We start from the raw sequence: 14,988 nt of genomic DNA, 5'->3' as shown, positions 1-14,988 counted from the left end.
GAGGGCCCCGAGGCCGATCATGGGAGGAAAGGTGCCGCGTTGTTCGACGCCGGTTTAATCTAGGACATAACCTCATGCCGTCGTTTTTCCTCGCGACATCAAAAACTCTTCAATTGCACGAAGCGTGCTCGAGAACCCCCTACCGCGAGAATAGATTAGCGGCTTGTCGCCGCGATGAGACCGGATGAAATCGGTGGCTGCATGTTTTGCTGACAGCCAAGTCATTACGAAGAGATCGGAGTTCTCCGCAAGCGCGCGCAACCGAGCGCTACCGCCGTGATCGGCATTTGTATCGACCAGGACGGCCTTCGTTATCTCCTCCAGCGCACCTTTTGCTTGCCGGCTCGATGATTCCGTCAGCGAATAGATAGCGATGCGCAAGCCAGCCAATCGGCCTGCCAGGCCGTCGTTCGTCGATACAGCATCGGTTGCCATTGTTATCGGCAGCGACCAACCGAGTTCGCTCGACAATAAGTTGACTGTGACCCGCTGAAGGCCGGTTAACCGCGCATAGATTGGAACGATGCGGGCGAGGATCCGATGGAGAAATGTCTCGCGGGCACTCGCATCGGGCGCGGCGGCGTTCATGAAACTCTCGACGAGTTCGAGAACCCAATAGATCATGTCGACTCCAAAGCCGTCGCCAGAGATTTCGTCGATATCGGCGATCAGGTCGCGATAGGACTTTTGGTCGACACCCGAGGCTAGGAGTGCTTCCACCAGCACTTGGCTCGACTCGTAAATTGTCGCTCCGCGCGCGGTCCCCAGCGCGAACAGGGTGAGCAACCTTCCATAGACCGGGGACAGCGCTGCTCTTGGGAATTCCGCGTCCCGCTGCAGCCAGGCAACCAGATAGGGCAGGGCCTGAGTGGTGCGATCGGCGGCGAGATCATCGCCCTGCGCCTTTTCGAGCGCCGCGACGAGTGCTCGAACCGCGGCCGGGTCACCGGTTGATGCCCCGATTTCCCATTCATCCTTACCGCGGCGTGCGATATCAAGCGCGTCCGCAAAAGTCGGATCCGCGGCACGATCCAGCCAGGCGATCCAGGATGTTGGCGGCGCGATATTCGCGAACTCGTCGGTGACATGCACGATCGGGCGGAACGGCATGGTCTCGCGAAGTAATGCCAGTTCGTCCGGACTGAGCCGTGCCATCGCGGCCATTGCGTCGGCAAGCAGGTCAATACTGTCGACAGCCTCGGCCTGTATAAGCGCGTCCCGCGCCGTATCTATTGGCGCTGCAACATCAACAGCCCGCGGTCCGGATGGCGCCGGCGCGGGCAAGAGGTCCGCGATCCACCCCAGTTCTTCCCCACGGTCGACAAGCATCGCCAGAAGGTCTTGGCGACCAGGGTCTGAAAGTGCCTCGAGACCTAGGAGACGCCATCCCCCCGCCCCCAATCCTAGCGGCGCACCGTTGATAAGCATCGACTGGACGAGAGATTGAACTGAAGCCTCGAACGCAGTGCGCGTATCGGCAATATTGCCGGCATCGAACGACCCCGCAATGTGGGTTTGATAGAGCGCCTCAAGGAGAATGGCTGTAATCGCAGGTGTCCTGCGCGCAACGCTAAGGCTTGGAAACTCTGGTAGCGCGACAATTCCCGTCCAGTCCTCGAAGACAGCGAGCAATTGGACCTTAAGAAACTTAAGGTTGAGCGCGTCGAGACGGAGTTCGCTGCGGAGGCGCTCGAGCACACCCGTGGCTGCGTCTCGACGCCCGACATTCAGATAGTCCTGAAAGCGGCCGAGCAACCAACTGGTCGAAACCGGCGCCGAGCGCTGCAATTCGGGTGCGCGGGCTAAGGTATCACGCGCGCGAAGCACCGCGCGTAACGCCCCGATGCGTGACCGCTCATCCATCGGCAAGGGCATGATAGCCGTTACCCCTGGCGCGACAAGCATCAGGCGGGCGCCGACCGGATCAGCGGCGTCGAAGGGCACCGGCACACCATCGAAGCCGGTGACTGTCGGCCCGGCAAAGGCCAGCAGGACGGGTTTGAGGCGCCGCCAGTTCGACATGGTCGGCGCCGCCACATCGATCTGCATGGATCCGTCGCTATTGACGACGGGAACGAGCGCACCGGGAAAGGCCTCATCAACTACAGACTGGGTCACATCCGCGCAGAGCGCTGCAAAGTCGGGGCTAGCGCCAACCCATGGCTGGAGCGCGATAAGATCCGCAAGCACTTCCCGGGCCGCATCGGGGCTTGTGCCGATCATGGCATCTGGCCTTCCCACCGCGATTCAAGCTCGATCGACTGTTCGGCGACCGCCGCTGGGTCGGTGCGTAGGACAAGATGTTCGCCGTTGGTAGAAATACCGTTGAGCGTAAGGTTCATCGAGCCGCTGAGGAAATAATCTGCGCCCAACAGACCCTTAGCATGGAAGCTCTTCTGCACAGTCCATTTGATCTGATCGTCGTAACGCGCCTTTAGGGTCTGCAATCGTGCGATGAAATAGTCATTGTGGCCATCTTCGCGGATCACCAGCCTGATCTGAACGCCGCGTGCGAGGAGTGCGCGCAGCAATTGCGACAACCGGATCGGGGCAGCCGGCCAGTCCGGCTCCAGTGCTGCAAATTCGCGTGCTGAATTGTCGATGATCTCGACATCGCTGATCCAGGCAAAGAACAGCCACAATTTTGGGCTGGGTTGTATGAGTTCGGCGACGAAGAGTGTCTGGAACAGATCGCGCACCGCGCGCGACTGCGCTGGGCCATGTAAATCGCGGGAGGGATGCGTCATCAGATCTGCTCCCTCAGTGTGAGCGTTACCAGGATCCTGCAGTCCGCGCGTTCGACCCGTTCGATCGCGGGGAAGAACTGGAGAGCGCCCACACTGACTGGCGTCACCGAAAGTCGGACGAGGGCAGCGCGAAATTGCCTGGCCTCGCCGGCGTCGGCGACAAGACGGCCCGTTCCCTGAGCTTCAAAGGCAGCGGCGAGTTGCGTTTCCCAATCGGGATCGCTGAACGCGATCGTCGCGATCGCCCGGCTGAGCAGCAGATGGCGAACAACCGCCGGATCGGTCGACCGCGTCTGCCGGAACGGATTGTAGGATTGCAGGACTCGCTGACGCACTTCGTTGGCGCGCGGCCACAACAGGCTCGCAATCGCCGACAGAACCGTGACGTGCGCAATCGCGGCGGCTGGGAGCGTTGCTGCCAAGAACGCGCGAACGGCGGTCGACAATGTCGCATCGCGGCTCGCGATATAGGCAAATTCGCGCAAGCCTATGGCAATGCCGAACCGGTCTTGTGTTGCGTCCCAGTGGGCCTGCAAATCGAGCAGCAGTTGGTCGAGTTGTGGTCCTGAGCCTGCGCGCAGCAAGCGGTTGTTGAGAGAGACCGACAGCGCATGGCTGAGGTCAATCCCGCCGCGCTGCGCGAGGTGATGCGACAAAGTGCGCCAGAGAATCGCGCGCTCACTGTGCGAATTGGTGGCACGCAGCCGCGCGACCTGTTCGCCTATCTCGCTATCGTTGATGCTGAGGGTAAGGATCTGACGCAAGCCGCCATCGACCAGTTCAAGGTCGCTGGGGGCCAGCGCCGCATCGAGCGCCGAGAAGAACAGGCGTGGTTCGGACGCAAACCGGTCGGCAAAGGCTTCGAGGACACCCGCGCCGCCAAGTGTCGTCTCGCTGATCCACACGCTCGCGATATCGGATGCTGCATCGTCGCGGATATCGACGAGCAAGGTGTCCACGGTCGCCTGTCGGGGTGCTGCCGCGATGCACGCCTGAAGCATTGCCTCACCGAGCGTTTCCAGGATCAGGCGGCGAAGCCAGGCGCTGAACGCCGCAGGATCGACCGAGAGGAGTTGCGCGGCGAGTGCGCGCAACCGCTCACGGACGATCGGCCGACCCAGTTGCTGGAGCAGCGCCTGCTGCAAGCGCCCTCTCCCGGCCGCAGCGCCGGCGCCATCCGGCCCACCTGCGGAATGGCCACCACTGCCATCAGCGTCATCGTCCGCATCGCTGTCTTGCGTGTCGTCGGTATCGGGTGGCGTGGGCGGCATAGCGCCGAACACATCGTCCATGACAGCGCGAAACACACCTTCGATCCGGTCGTCGTCGAGGAGGTCAGAGATCGTTTCAGCAAGCGGCCGGTCATTGCTCGAGGCATCGGCGAGTACCGCCGACAGCAGGAACTGGATCAACCACTCGCGCTGGAACCGGTTAAGGTCATCGGGCAGTTCCGGGTCGAGCCGGATCAGGTCGCGAATATAGGCAAGCTTGCTGGCAGCGAGAACGTCGGGCGGCAGGCTGTTGCCCGCGAGCGTCTCGGCGTCGGGCAACGCAACGTCGAGACGGAACCCATCAACCTCCAGTTCGAAACCGACGGCGGCCGGGCGGTAATCGTCGCTGGTGAAGGTGAGCGTGACAGGAAGATCATCCTGGAGTGTCCGAATATTGGCCTGAGCCGTCCCAGCAAAGCGGCGGACGCTGACGCTTGAGCGAAACCGGTGCAAGTGAAAGTCGATCGCGCGGACATGGTCGCGCCATTCCGAACGCGTCGGGACCGGCACGCCAAGGGCATCGCCATTGGCGACGATGTCGGATTGCCAGACGAGACGGGCATTGCTGCTCGGCAGCGCCTCGGTACGAGCGGCACGCTCGAGGCGCACGGTCCAGGGTCGGAAGACGAGGAGCGGCGGTCCGCCGAACTGATCGTTGAGGCTCCCGCTAAAGCTGCCGACGAACTCATGCTCCACCGCATAGTCGCTGATCCGGCGATCCTGTTCGGGAAACGCCGGATCTACCGGGATCCAGTGCGACAGCGCGCCGCGCTCATGCGCGAAGCGGCGGGTCACGCGCCCGGGCACGAGTTGATTGAGCGCCTGGAGGATCGGCATCTGCTCGACACGCTCCTCATGATTGACCGTCGCGGGCGGAACAATCACCCGCACTTCGGGCAGGCTGAGGTCGCTAAACAGGTTGCGCGGCACAAAGTCGGGCAGCGGATGATGGTCGACTTGCAGGTCGAGCGTTGCGCCGGCATTCGGGATCGCGAGTTGCCAGCCCCGGAACAGCCGCCGGACCAAGGTCGGTACCGCCTCGAGCAGCAGCGAGCGCGGTGCTTCCCATAACAGTGTTTCAGCCGCCGTACGGTCGATCCCGAGCGCGCCCATGAGGTAGCTGCGGAGATCGTCGATGGTGGCGGCGTCGCCCTGCACCAATTGGGTGAGCTTGGCGCGGGTCCGATCAAGCACGGCGCGCTCGGCGGGGGTTGCCCGCGGCAGCGGGCGGCTGAGCAGGTTCCACTGCCAGGCCTTTTCATAGCCCGCGGTAGTCGCTGCCAGCCAGTCGAACAGCGCGAACACCGCCTGGATTTTCATCACATAGGGATTGCGGATCGGGAGATATTGAGGGTCGAGCGAGGGATCGAAGAGATGCTCGAACGCCTGGTAGAAAGCGCGGTCGCGGCCATAGTCCGACAGGACCGTTAAGGTGATCGGGCGCATCGCGCGATCACGACCGGCGCGCCCCTTGCGCTGCAGGAACGACGCCATGCCGCGCGGCGCTTTGTGCTGGATGACGGCGCCGACGAGAGGGTCGTTGAACCCGACTTCGAGCGCCGCGGTCGCAACCACGATATTGGCCGATTGATTGACCCCTGCGTCCTGCGATGTAGTGCGGCCGACGACCAGCCGGCGATCGAGCGGATGGCCGATATCCTCGCAGATCCGCCACCGCTGGCCCTGGACGTCGCGAACCGCGGCATCGGGCCCGGCCCGGCGAATATTCGCCAAGGGCATCCGCGCCGCATCGGGTCGACCGAAAATCGTGAAGGCCTCGGCATCACGCAGATCGTCGTAGAGGCGGTTGGTGACATCGAGGTCGTCGGTGAACAGGAAAGCGCGCCGGCCAAAGGCACCGGACGCGTTAGTTGCGCCGGGCGGATCGAGCAGCCGGGGCAGCAGCATCGAGGTTTGGATCGTCGTCGAGAGCAAAGACGCTCGCGACGCCGGGTCGCCGCGCAGCAGGATTTGATATTCGGCGCCCCGCTCCTCAAACTCTTCGGGCGTCGGTGTGATCTCGACCACGTCATCGAGATCCGCACCGGTCAGATCGGAGAAAAAGCGCGCGGCATCGCCGAGTGTGGCGGAGAGACCGACCCACGAGATCGGCGCCGCCAGCAAATGCCGCCATCGGCGCAGCGTCAGCGCGGCTTGCGCGCCGGTGCCGCCTTCATAGGTGTGGACCTCGTCAAGCAGGGCGAGCAGTGGCTTGCGCGCCGACGAGAGCCCAATGCCGAACAGACTGCGGATCCAATGATCGGACAGGCGCTGGTTCAAGATTTCGGTCGTAGTGAACAAGATGTCGGGCGGATTGCGCTGCAGCCGGGTCCGGGTCAGCACGATCTGGTCGTCGCCAATCGCCTGGCCGCAGCCCGGTTGGACACAGGTCAGCCGTTCGGTGCCCGCTGCGATATCGACGGCGCGCCAGACGAGTTCGCTGTCGCAGCGTGGACAGCGCATCCAGGGGCAGACAAAGTCTTCGCCACGCCGGACCCAACTCTTGTCGGTCAGTTCCTGGCGGGTCGCGCGAGTCGGGGTCTTCCCGAACAAGGCGCCGATGATCAGCGGCCGGCGCCCATGCACGGCGAGCGTCTGATCGATCGTTCGCGCCATGCGAAACGCCTCGGCGAACTGGTCCTTGAGCAGTTCGATCCGCGGGTAAATCGCGATCGCCTTGACCCAGTGATCGGCACCGATCGCTTCGCCGATACGGATCATGCCAGGAAGATAGAAGGCGATGGTCTTGCCGCTGCCGGTGCCCGCAGTGACGATCGTGCCGCCGTCGTCGGTCGCCGCCGAAAGACGCAACGCCGCGCGTTCCTGAAAACCCGCCAGCTTCATGCCAACGCGCGCGGTCAGCGCCTGCCACAAATCCTGACGCAGTTGTGACCCGCCCAGCACCGATACGTGCTCGGCAAGGATATCGGCGGGCAAACGCAGGCGCTGTGGAAAGCGCCGCGGCCGGCAGTCGACGCGGAAGTCGGCGACGAGCGACGGCGCACCCTGCCAGGGCTTGTTGGGAAATAGCTGTCGGTTTGCGGCCAGCAGCCGCATCATTTCGGCGAAGCGCGACCGGATCCGCACGTCGCCGCCGACGCTCGCCATCTCGAAGATCAGCTTGGCGTCGATCAATTCCTCGACGAGGTCCTGCCCGTCGGTGCCGCTGACCCCAGCGACTTCGCAGACCTTATCGCCCAGATCGAAGGCTTCATCCTCGGTCAACGAGCCATCGGTGAACCCCCATTCGAGCGAGCGCATCTCAATGGCTTCGATGCGGTCGAGTACCGCGAGGGCGTGGTTAGACACGGGCATGGTCGTGCCTACCTCAGCTTGATGCGGAACGCGCCGAGCAAGCTGCGGCTTTCTAGCCATGCCTGCACTTCGGACGTATAGGCGCTGAGCAGCGCGTCGCTGCTTGCCGCCGCGCGAATGAACGCGACGACACTTGACGGGATGTCGGAGGCGGCGAGCGATTTCCAGGCCGTTTCATGCTGGCTGACGAGAGCATCGAGACTCGCTATCGCCGCCTTCGGGTCGGCCGGCAGGCTCACGCCAAAACCCGCTACCTCGCCCCGGATCTGCCGGATCTTGGCGACGCTCACCCGAAACTGCGGCACTTGGCCGAGCGCGCTCAGGACCTCATCCGCGCCAAACGCGGCACGCTTGTCGACATAGGCTTTCCATGCCGCACTCGCCGCCTTGTGACCTGCGCTGGCGATGCCGTTCAGGCGGTCGGTGAAGGCGTGTTTGATGTCGAACGGCGGGTCGCTCACCTTCGCAGGGTCTTCCTTGATCGCCTCGCGCAGCAGGCGGGCCTTCGCTGCAAAGCCCAGGCCATCATTGGGCTCGAAATCGACCGGAACACCGGCATCGGTGAGCGTGCTCAGCGTCTCGCGCAGCCCCGCCATCAACTGCGACACCGTCTCGAACTGCTTCGCCCGCGTGCCAAACAGGTCGGCTTCGTCGGCGGTATTCTTGAGCTTCTGATAGGTGTTAATCTTGGTTGCGAGCGCAGCGGCGCGGTCAAGCAGCATCGGCGTGCTCCCCGTCCGTCCTCGCCATGACGGTCAGGTCGGTTTCGATCGCGGCGAGCGACGTGTCGATCTGTTCGAGACTGGCCGCCACGGCACCATGCTTGGCATCGAGACTCTGACTGTTGGCGCCGATATWGTTGTCAACTGTATCGAGAAAAGCCTGTGTCGCAGCGACCAGACCGGTCCCCGCTTCGACCGCGCTCCTCCGGCCCCGACCAAAATGCGGTAGCGCAGCAACAGCATCGCCTTCGCCGCCAAGGGCGCGTGCGGCAGCCAGTGAGTCATCGAAATACACGGTCTTGAAGCGCTCGAGCGCGTCGGCCAGACCGCGTCCGGTATTGCTGGTGCCGATACCGGCGTCGGCGACGGCCTGCCGTGCGGCATCGAGCGCGGTTACGATCCCGGCGCGCGTTGCGGTCGGGCCGAACGCGGTCTCCATCGCTTCGAGCCATGACTTGCGGACGGCCATCTCCGATGCTGCCGCCGTGGGGAGCGCGTCCCTGACGTCACGATAAAGTTTGGCGGGCTCGTGCGTGTCCCCTTCGGGCGGTTGCAGGCGCAACTGCCATTTGGCCTGACGAAACTCGCGGACGGGTCCGAGGATGCGCCCAGGGTTGAGCATCGCACCGGCACGGCCGCCCTTCATGCTCGACATCTGGGATTGCGCGATCCCGACCAGCTTTTCGCGTTGCCTGGTCAGCTTGTCGTAAAGCACCTTCATCTCGGGCGCGGTGCTAGCGCACTCGGTTGCCCATTGTCCGCTGAACGCTGCGTCTATCATTTCGGCGATCTTCGCATCGGGCTTGATCTTGCCGCCGATCGCCGCGCCGACACAGAGGAGTTCGAACGCCGCGGCCGCCTGGTTCCAATGCGGCGTCGGCTGACAGATGTCGCGCAATTGGGCCTCGACGTCCTTTGCCCAGATCTCGACGCAATCGAGGAAGGCGCCAAGCATCTTCTCGCCGTCGGGAAACTCCCACCGGAACTGGTCTTTGCTAGCGCGTAACACCCCTTGAAGGGCGGTAGCGGCGATCTCGGGTTGAACGAGTTTGCCCGGGATGACGACTTTGACAAGCATATGGCCAGCCACCTGCGTGGTCTGACGGTCAAAACTGATACTCGTTCGGAAGAAGGGTTTGCCAGTCGACCCAACGAAATTCGACTTGGCTAGTCCAAGCATATCCCAGTCGATTGCATTTGAAATTGCGGAAAAGACCAGCCGTCGAAGCTTGTCAGCGACCGTTTGTTCCAAGCCCTGTCCACCGATCCACTGCTCGATCAGCAAATCTTCCTTGCTGGCCTTGTTCCGCTGGGGTGCGTCGGCCGTGGGAGCATCGGTCGTCTGCTCAATTGGTTTCGCAGCGTCGGCGCCCGGGATTTCCGGAACCTCGAACGCTGCGCGAAGGCGCTCGTCGAGATTGGCGATCGTGCCGGTGCCGTCATAGAGTTCGAGGAATGCTGCCCAGCGATGGTAGTTCTGCGGGTTGCGGTTGCGCAGTTGAGCTTGGGCAACAGCGGGGAGTGCCGTGATGCCGCCGAGCTTTTCGAGCAACCTGAAGGGCGGAAACGTGCCGGTCGCGATCTCCGGCCCGAAATTATCGAGTACTTCGACGAGTAGGTCATTTTGCAAAATACGCGGGTTTAGACGCTGCGGCATCGAGTCCTTGTCAGCGCGCGACGTCGCATTCCACAGCGCCTGCTGCGTGAATGGGTAAAGGCCGTAGCCATCGACTTCGCCAAAGATCGCATGGCACTCGCTCTGATGAATGCAGGTCTCGCATTTCGAGCGTGGACTCTCGCCGGGCGCCGCCGTCGCACTCCACTGTTCGATGCCATCGCGACCGAGCCGAACAGCGTTGAGGTAGCGGGATGTGAACTGGCTGAGCGATGCTTGCGTGACCGAACGCCCTTCCGCGCGGCCGGCGGAGCGGTCCATGTCCACGATATGGGTGGTCCGCATATAGGCGGTTTCAGCGACGCTCTGGAAAAAGCCCGTGGTGACCGCGATCGCCGTTCGCATCCTGCACTGGCGATCGTCGCCCTGTGACGTGATCGCCTGCAGCAGCGCGCGGTCGATACCCTGCAGCCGTGCGAACTCCTCGACGAGCAGGACCAGTTCCTGGCCTTGCGATTTAAGATAGATCCGCAAGCGGGTCATCAGTTCTTCGACGCGGTCGCCGGAAAAACTGAGGGTTCGCGCCACGGCGCGATCGAGATTGCGATTGATGATGCGGATCGCGAGCGGGAGATGGACGGTTGAATCGATCTCGATGAGGTCGATCGCGTCGCGCGCGAGGCGCGAGGCCTGCGCAAAGTCCATCCCTCCGAGCGGCAAGTCGCCTTCGACAAACACGCGGCGTTGATCGGGACGATCCTTGGCATTGGATGGTGCGAAGATGTGATCGACGATCTCGGCGATGACCGTGTTCTCGCCGAGGAAATGCGCTTTGCGCATATGCGGATCTTGGAACAGGTCGGGCAGGCTGCTCACCAGCCCTTCCTCGATCTCGTCGGCGTCGTTCGGCAGGACCTCCTCGCGGATCGCTTGCGCCAGGTCGTTGAGCAATTGCTGCTTCTGGTCCGCACGGCTTTGTGTCCCATCACCCGCCGACTGCAGTGTTTCGAGGAAACTCGCCTGCTGTTCGGCCGGTAACTGGGCGATGATCATCTTGACGATGTTGCGCAGCGAAGTGCCCGACTTGCGCACGACCAGGACCACGCGTTCCTTGTTCGGCTTGATATTGAGCCGCATCCAGTGAACGAGATGCGACTTGCCTGAGCCCGTTTCGCCAAGAATCGCCGCCAGCGCATGCGGCCGGTCCTCGCGCAGAAAATCCGCGAGAAAGGCCGGTGGCGCCATGTCGGCCCACGACGCCTCGCCGATCTCCTGGAACGATTTGCCAACCTGCGGGCTGACCTTGAGGTCCCAATCGCTGTGCACCGCGCGGAACAGGCTATCGCTGATATGCTCCGCAAACGGATTGATCACCTGACGGACGGCGCCGGGATCCCAGCAGAGAAAGTTGCGCATCATGCCGCTCCTTGCAGCGCAATACGGCTGACGCGACCTTCACGCGGCCCGAAATCGAGGATGCGACCCGGCGCGTCGGCAACTGTCGCCATAGTAAGGCGCTGGCGGTCCACAAGCCGCTGTAGCGCTAGGCTGGTCGTGATCGACAGGCGCTTGTCGCCGTCCGCCTGCGGGGTGAGCCGCATGGCTTCATAGTCCTGGCGAGCGCTGCCCGTTTCGAAGACCGGAAAGATCGCTGCCAACCGCGTCATGAACTGCTCGATCGGTAGGTCGTTGCCTTCGGAGAAGATGGCTGGAAGCGCGCTTTCGATCGCCTTGACCGGATCGGGAATGACGCGGCGCGACGTGTCATCCTCGGCATCGCTGCCACCGCCAACGATGGTGGCAAAGCCAAGATAACGCGCCCAGTACAGGAAGTTCTGGTAGCGATTGAGGGAGGTCAATTCTGTCTTTGGCGCATGATCGCCAATCTGGGCTTTCAGAGTGTTTTGCGGCGCCTCGGAAAAATTCATCGGGCGCAGCGGGCTGGAACTCAGAAACCAGGAGAGCGCAACCATGAAGCCGGCTTGCTGCGTTTCAGAGGCCCGGGCCGGATCGAACAGGGTGCGCCGCATGAATGCCAGGAAGTAGGCTTCGCTGCCCTTGCCCTTCTTACCACCGCCGCGCGCATCGGCGGTCAGACGCAGCTTGTCCTCGACCTCTTCGACCAAACCTATCCGCCGCGCTTCAAGAAGTGTGTTGCTGAACAAGGTCGTGGTCGACTCGCCATCATCATCAGCGCCCCGACCGCTGAGCGAAGGCGGTGTCGCCCAGGCCTCGAGCCGGTCTTTGACCTCGCCGTTCTCGCTTTCGAACAAGGCCGCATAGATCGCGAACAACCGACTCGGAACAGCTTGGGCAGTTGTAACAATACTCATTGTGCTACTCTTGCATTAAACTCGTCGAGCGTCAGCGTCCGACCGCCAAAGACATCCTTCAATCTGCGTCCATCCGGGGCGGGCTGATCGATCGGCGCGAGGAAGATGCGAGGATTGTCGGCGCGCGGCGCGAGGTTTTGCGGCTCCAGTGTTTGCTGGTCGCCGACCATGACAAGTTCGGGACCGCGTGGCAGCCGCGACAAAGACAGCGACGACAGGTCGCTGACGAAGAATGCCGATTTTTCCGCGAATTTGAGAACCCGGTTCATATCGAACGGCTGCGGGCCGAGTGTGATTACCTTGGCGAGGCGCGCTTGCGCCAAGCGTTGCAGCGTGTCGCCGAGCCGGCGCGAGGCGTTGCGGGCAAGGTCGCCGGGGTCGTAGCAGACGAGCAGGCGGAGATCGCGATCGAACAGATTGGCGACGAGGGGATCGAGCGGATCGGTCCAGGGGCCACGCGGTTCGCCGACCGCCACACTGTTGAGGCGGCACGTGGCGTCAGCACGGCATCGGCTGCAGCGACTGCACGTCCGTCCGACCCGGTTCGTGCCGTATAGGTCTTCGAGGATCGCGGCCGGGCAGCGATCGTTACGCAGATATTCGCGCATGAGATCGAGATTGCGCTTGGCTGCAAGCCAGCCGACCCGGCGCACGGGCTCGACGCGCGTCTGCCACACCGCCAGTTCGAGGTGGTGATCGTCGATGATTTCGATTTCGAGCCAGTCCCCCTCCTGCTCGATCCGCGGATAGGGCGTGCCGAGGAGCCGAAGAATGCCGGCCCGCGCCATTAAGGCGACGGTGCGCAGGTTCCAGTCGGTATTGGCATCGCCGAACATGTCGATGTCGCGCTCATCGGTCCCTGGCCGCCCGTCGATCCGTACCGCGAAGCGCCCGTTACCAAGGCTAGCCTTACGCGCGAACATGGTCTTCCAGCGGTGGAATCCACGATCAATACTGATGACCTGCTGCGCGTTGATGCGCTCGGCGATCGCCACATCCTTGCCTGTAGGCACGATCAGCGAAATCGCCGCCTTGCCGTCTCGCCCGCCTCGCCCGACCTCCTGATAGAATCGATCTAGCGTCTCGGGGACGCAGGCATGGATGACGCTGCGCGCATGTCCATAGTCGATGCCAAGACCAAAGGCCGAGGTTCCAACCACGATATCGAGCGCCCCGTCGCGCCACTGGCCGACAATCTCTTCGCGCTCGGCGCGCCCGGTCTTGCCGTGGAGCTTGCGCACCCGGCGAAAACCCGCCTCGACCAATCGCGTGTGCCAGGCGTTGGCGGCGGCAACTTCGGTGACATAGAGCACCGCGGGCCGGGGCACGTGATGAAGGGCCTCCAGGACCTGCGCGATACGGCTCGCCTCGTTAGTCAATGGCGCGATCCAATAGTCCGGTTCGGGCCGCAACTGGACCGCCGCCAAGCTTTCAAAATTGCGCTCGGCGCCGAACAGCGAGCGCAAGGTTTCGAGTGAGGAGTCGGTGAGCGTCGCCGACAACATGATCGTGCGCAGCGCCTGCCCGGCCGGCGCCGCCGACAGCAATTCGCGCCGCAGGCCGCTCAACTCCTGGAACTCGGTGCGAAAGCCAGTGCCCCATTGGTCGACGAGATGAGCTTCGTCGATCACCAGCGCGCGGAGCAGGCCCGCCTCGGCCGCACGCCGCAAGGAGCCGCGCAAGCGACCGCAAGCCGCTTCAGGCGAAGCAAAGCAAAGCCCCTGCGTGCCATCTGCGATCCGCTCGGCGATGATACCATTTTGGACGTCGTTGCCTCCCTGAAAGGCAAGCGGCCGCGATAAACCGCACACGTCGACCGCTTCCTGTTCGTGATTGACCCCAAGCGCGACGGTCGGGACGATCACTAGGGTGACGCCGCGGTTTTCCGCCTGGTCGGCGCCGACAAAGCCCACGGTCTGGACCAACTGGAATATCATACTCTTGCCCTCGCCGGTCGGCAGCGCCACGACGAGGCTGCCGCCGGCCGGGGTCGAGAGCGCGGCACGCACCGCGGCGCGCTGTCCCCGGCTGCGATAGGACGTGCGCCCGACCGCGGAGAGCAAAGGATCGCCTTCGCAGCCGGCATTGTTGAACTCGCGGCGTGTCGCCTCGGAGGCGGCGAAGACCTCCACCCCGCCGCCGGCACCAGCCAGCCATGCCGGCGTCCAGCGCTGTATTGTCACCAGACGTGCTTCGCCGGCGGTAGTATTGCGCAGCCCGACCGCATCCCATGCGTCGAACCCATCGAAGCGAGGATGCGACACCCGTAAGACCGGCGAAACCATCGCGCCGCGGCGGACATGCTCGTGCGTCATGGCCTGGCGCAGCAGCACTGCAAGGTCGAGTGCGCTCGCGTGCCGAGCGGGATCGATCAGCGCCCGACGTAGGCGCTCGATTGCTGGCGAGCGGGCCTTCCATTCCGTACCGCTGTTGGTGCAATTCAGCAGATGGCTCAGCTCGACAAAGGCATCATAGCCATCGAGATCAGCCACGGCTGGCTCTCGCCGAAACAGCGTTCCCGAGGATAAAGCACCCCATCGCGTCGAGCCGGATCGACGGCGATTCAATGCTCGGCAGAATCGACTCGATCAGTGCGATATCATCGCGCGCCATCGTATCGCCAGCAAACTGGCGGCGCTGAAGCCGGTATTTGCGGCGCTGCAGATCGCTCGTCGCGAGGGTGGTTGCAGCCATTATCGCCTCCAGGACACCCGGCTGTTCGGACAAAATCTGGCGGGCACCGTCACGCACGCGCCGGCAAACCGCCGGGAACGCGGCGGGATCGATGAACTCGGCGAGGATGTGCGGCCGACTTCCCAGATTGAGGTCGGCGCTCGGTCCCTTGCCGTGACCGCCATAGGGTTTTGACAGKACCGCGAGCAGCGCCGGATCGATGACCGCATCGCCATTGATGTCAATGAACAGGGTCTGTTAGCGCCGGATCGATGACCGCATCGCCATTGATGTCAATGAACAGGGTCTGTT

8 protein-coding genes are annotated in these 14,988 nt (G+C 63.2%); all 8 read right to left on the bottom strand.

Translation table 11 applies throughout. From position 1 onward, the window contains the following. Positions 1 to 72 precede the first annotated feature (72 nt). Genes dpdD through AC1DVA_RS20740 form a run of 8 tightly spaced genes read right to left on the bottom strand, consistent with a single transcriptional unit; the run spans position 73 to position 14,697 of the window. On the bottom strand, positions 73 to 2,223 hold the full coding sequence (dpdD, locus tag AC1DVA_RS20775; protein ID WP_265050379.1) for a protein DpdD: 2,151 nt from the start codon (positions 2,221 to 2,223) through the stop codon (positions 73 to 75). Further along, entirely contained in the window at positions 2,220 to 2,747 is a 528-nt protein-coding gene (gene dpdK / locus AC1DVA_RS20770) for a phospholipase D-like domain-containing protein DpdK (RefSeq protein ID WP_476807118.1), read from the bottom strand. Before dpdK ends, dpdD begins: the two co-directional genes overlap by 4 nt. Next, a complete protein-coding gene (gene dpdJ, locus AC1DVA_RS20765) occupies positions 2,747 to 7,327 on the bottom strand; it encodes a protein DpdJ (protein ID WP_476807117.1) in 4,581 nt (1,526 codons plus the stop codon). The genes dpdK and dpdJ overlap by 1 nt, the downstream gene beginning before the upstream one ends. 14 nt (positions 7,328 to 7,341) lie before the next feature. After that, the gene (locus AC1DVA_RS20760) at positions 7,342 to 8,055 is read right to left on the bottom strand and encodes a hypothetical protein (RefSeq protein ID WP_265050382.1); all 714 of its coding nucleotides are present in this window, start codon (positions 8,053 to 8,055) and stop codon (positions 7,342 to 7,344) included. After that, entirely contained in the window at positions 8,045 to 11,086 is a 3,042-nt protein-coding gene (gene dpdH / locus AC1DVA_RS20755) for a protein DpdH (RefSeq protein WP_476807116.1), read from the bottom strand. The genes AC1DVA_RS20760 and dpdH overlap by 11 nt, the downstream gene beginning before the upstream one ends. Continuing rightward, positions 11,086 to 12,003, bottom strand: a complete 918-nt coding sequence (gene dpdG / locus AC1DVA_RS20750) for a protein DpdG (RefSeq protein WP_265050384.1) — start codon at positions 12,001 to 12,003, stop codon at positions 11,086 to 11,088. Before dpdG ends, dpdH begins: the two co-directional genes overlap by 1 nt. After that, entirely contained in the window at positions 12,000 to 14,495 is a 2,496-nt protein-coding gene (dpdF, locus tag AC1DVA_RS20745) for a protein DpdF (protein WP_265050385.1), read from the bottom strand. Before dpdF ends, dpdG begins: the two co-directional genes overlap by 4 nt. Beyond that, positions 14,488 to 14,697, bottom strand: a complete 210-nt coding sequence (locus AC1DVA_RS20740) for a hypothetical protein (RefSeq protein ID WP_476807115.1) — start codon at positions 14,695 to 14,697, stop codon at positions 14,488 to 14,490. The genes dpdF and AC1DVA_RS20740 overlap by 8 nt, the downstream gene beginning before the upstream one ends. Between the last annotated feature and the right edge of the window lie 291 nt (positions 14,698 to 14,988).

Source organism: Allobosea sp. P4_C6 (assembly GCF_056402015.1).
This window is presented reverse-complemented; position numbering and strand designations above follow the sequence as displayed.

Excerpts from the sequence above, each read along its gene's own strand:
- AC1DVA_RS20760 (WP_265050382.1), bottom strand. The coding sequence starts at position 8,055 with ATGCTGCTTGACCGCGCCGCTGCGCTCGCAACCAAGATTAACACCTAT.
- dpdK (WP_476807118.1), bottom strand. The coding sequence starts at position 2,747 with ATGACGCATCCCTCCCGCGATTTACATGGCCCAGCGCAGTCGCGCGCG.
- dpdG (WP_265050384.1), bottom strand. The coding sequence starts at position 12,003 with ATGAGTATTGTTACAACTGCCCAAGCTGTTCCGAGTCGGTTGTTCGCG.
- dpdD (WP_265050379.1), bottom strand. The coding sequence starts at position 2,223 with ATGATCGGCACAAGCCCCGATGCGGCCCGGGAAGTGCTTGCGGATCTT.
- AC1DVA_RS20740 (WP_476807115.1), bottom strand. The coding sequence starts at position 14,697 with ATGGCTGCAACCACCCTCGCGACGAGCGATCTGCAGCGCCGCAAATAC.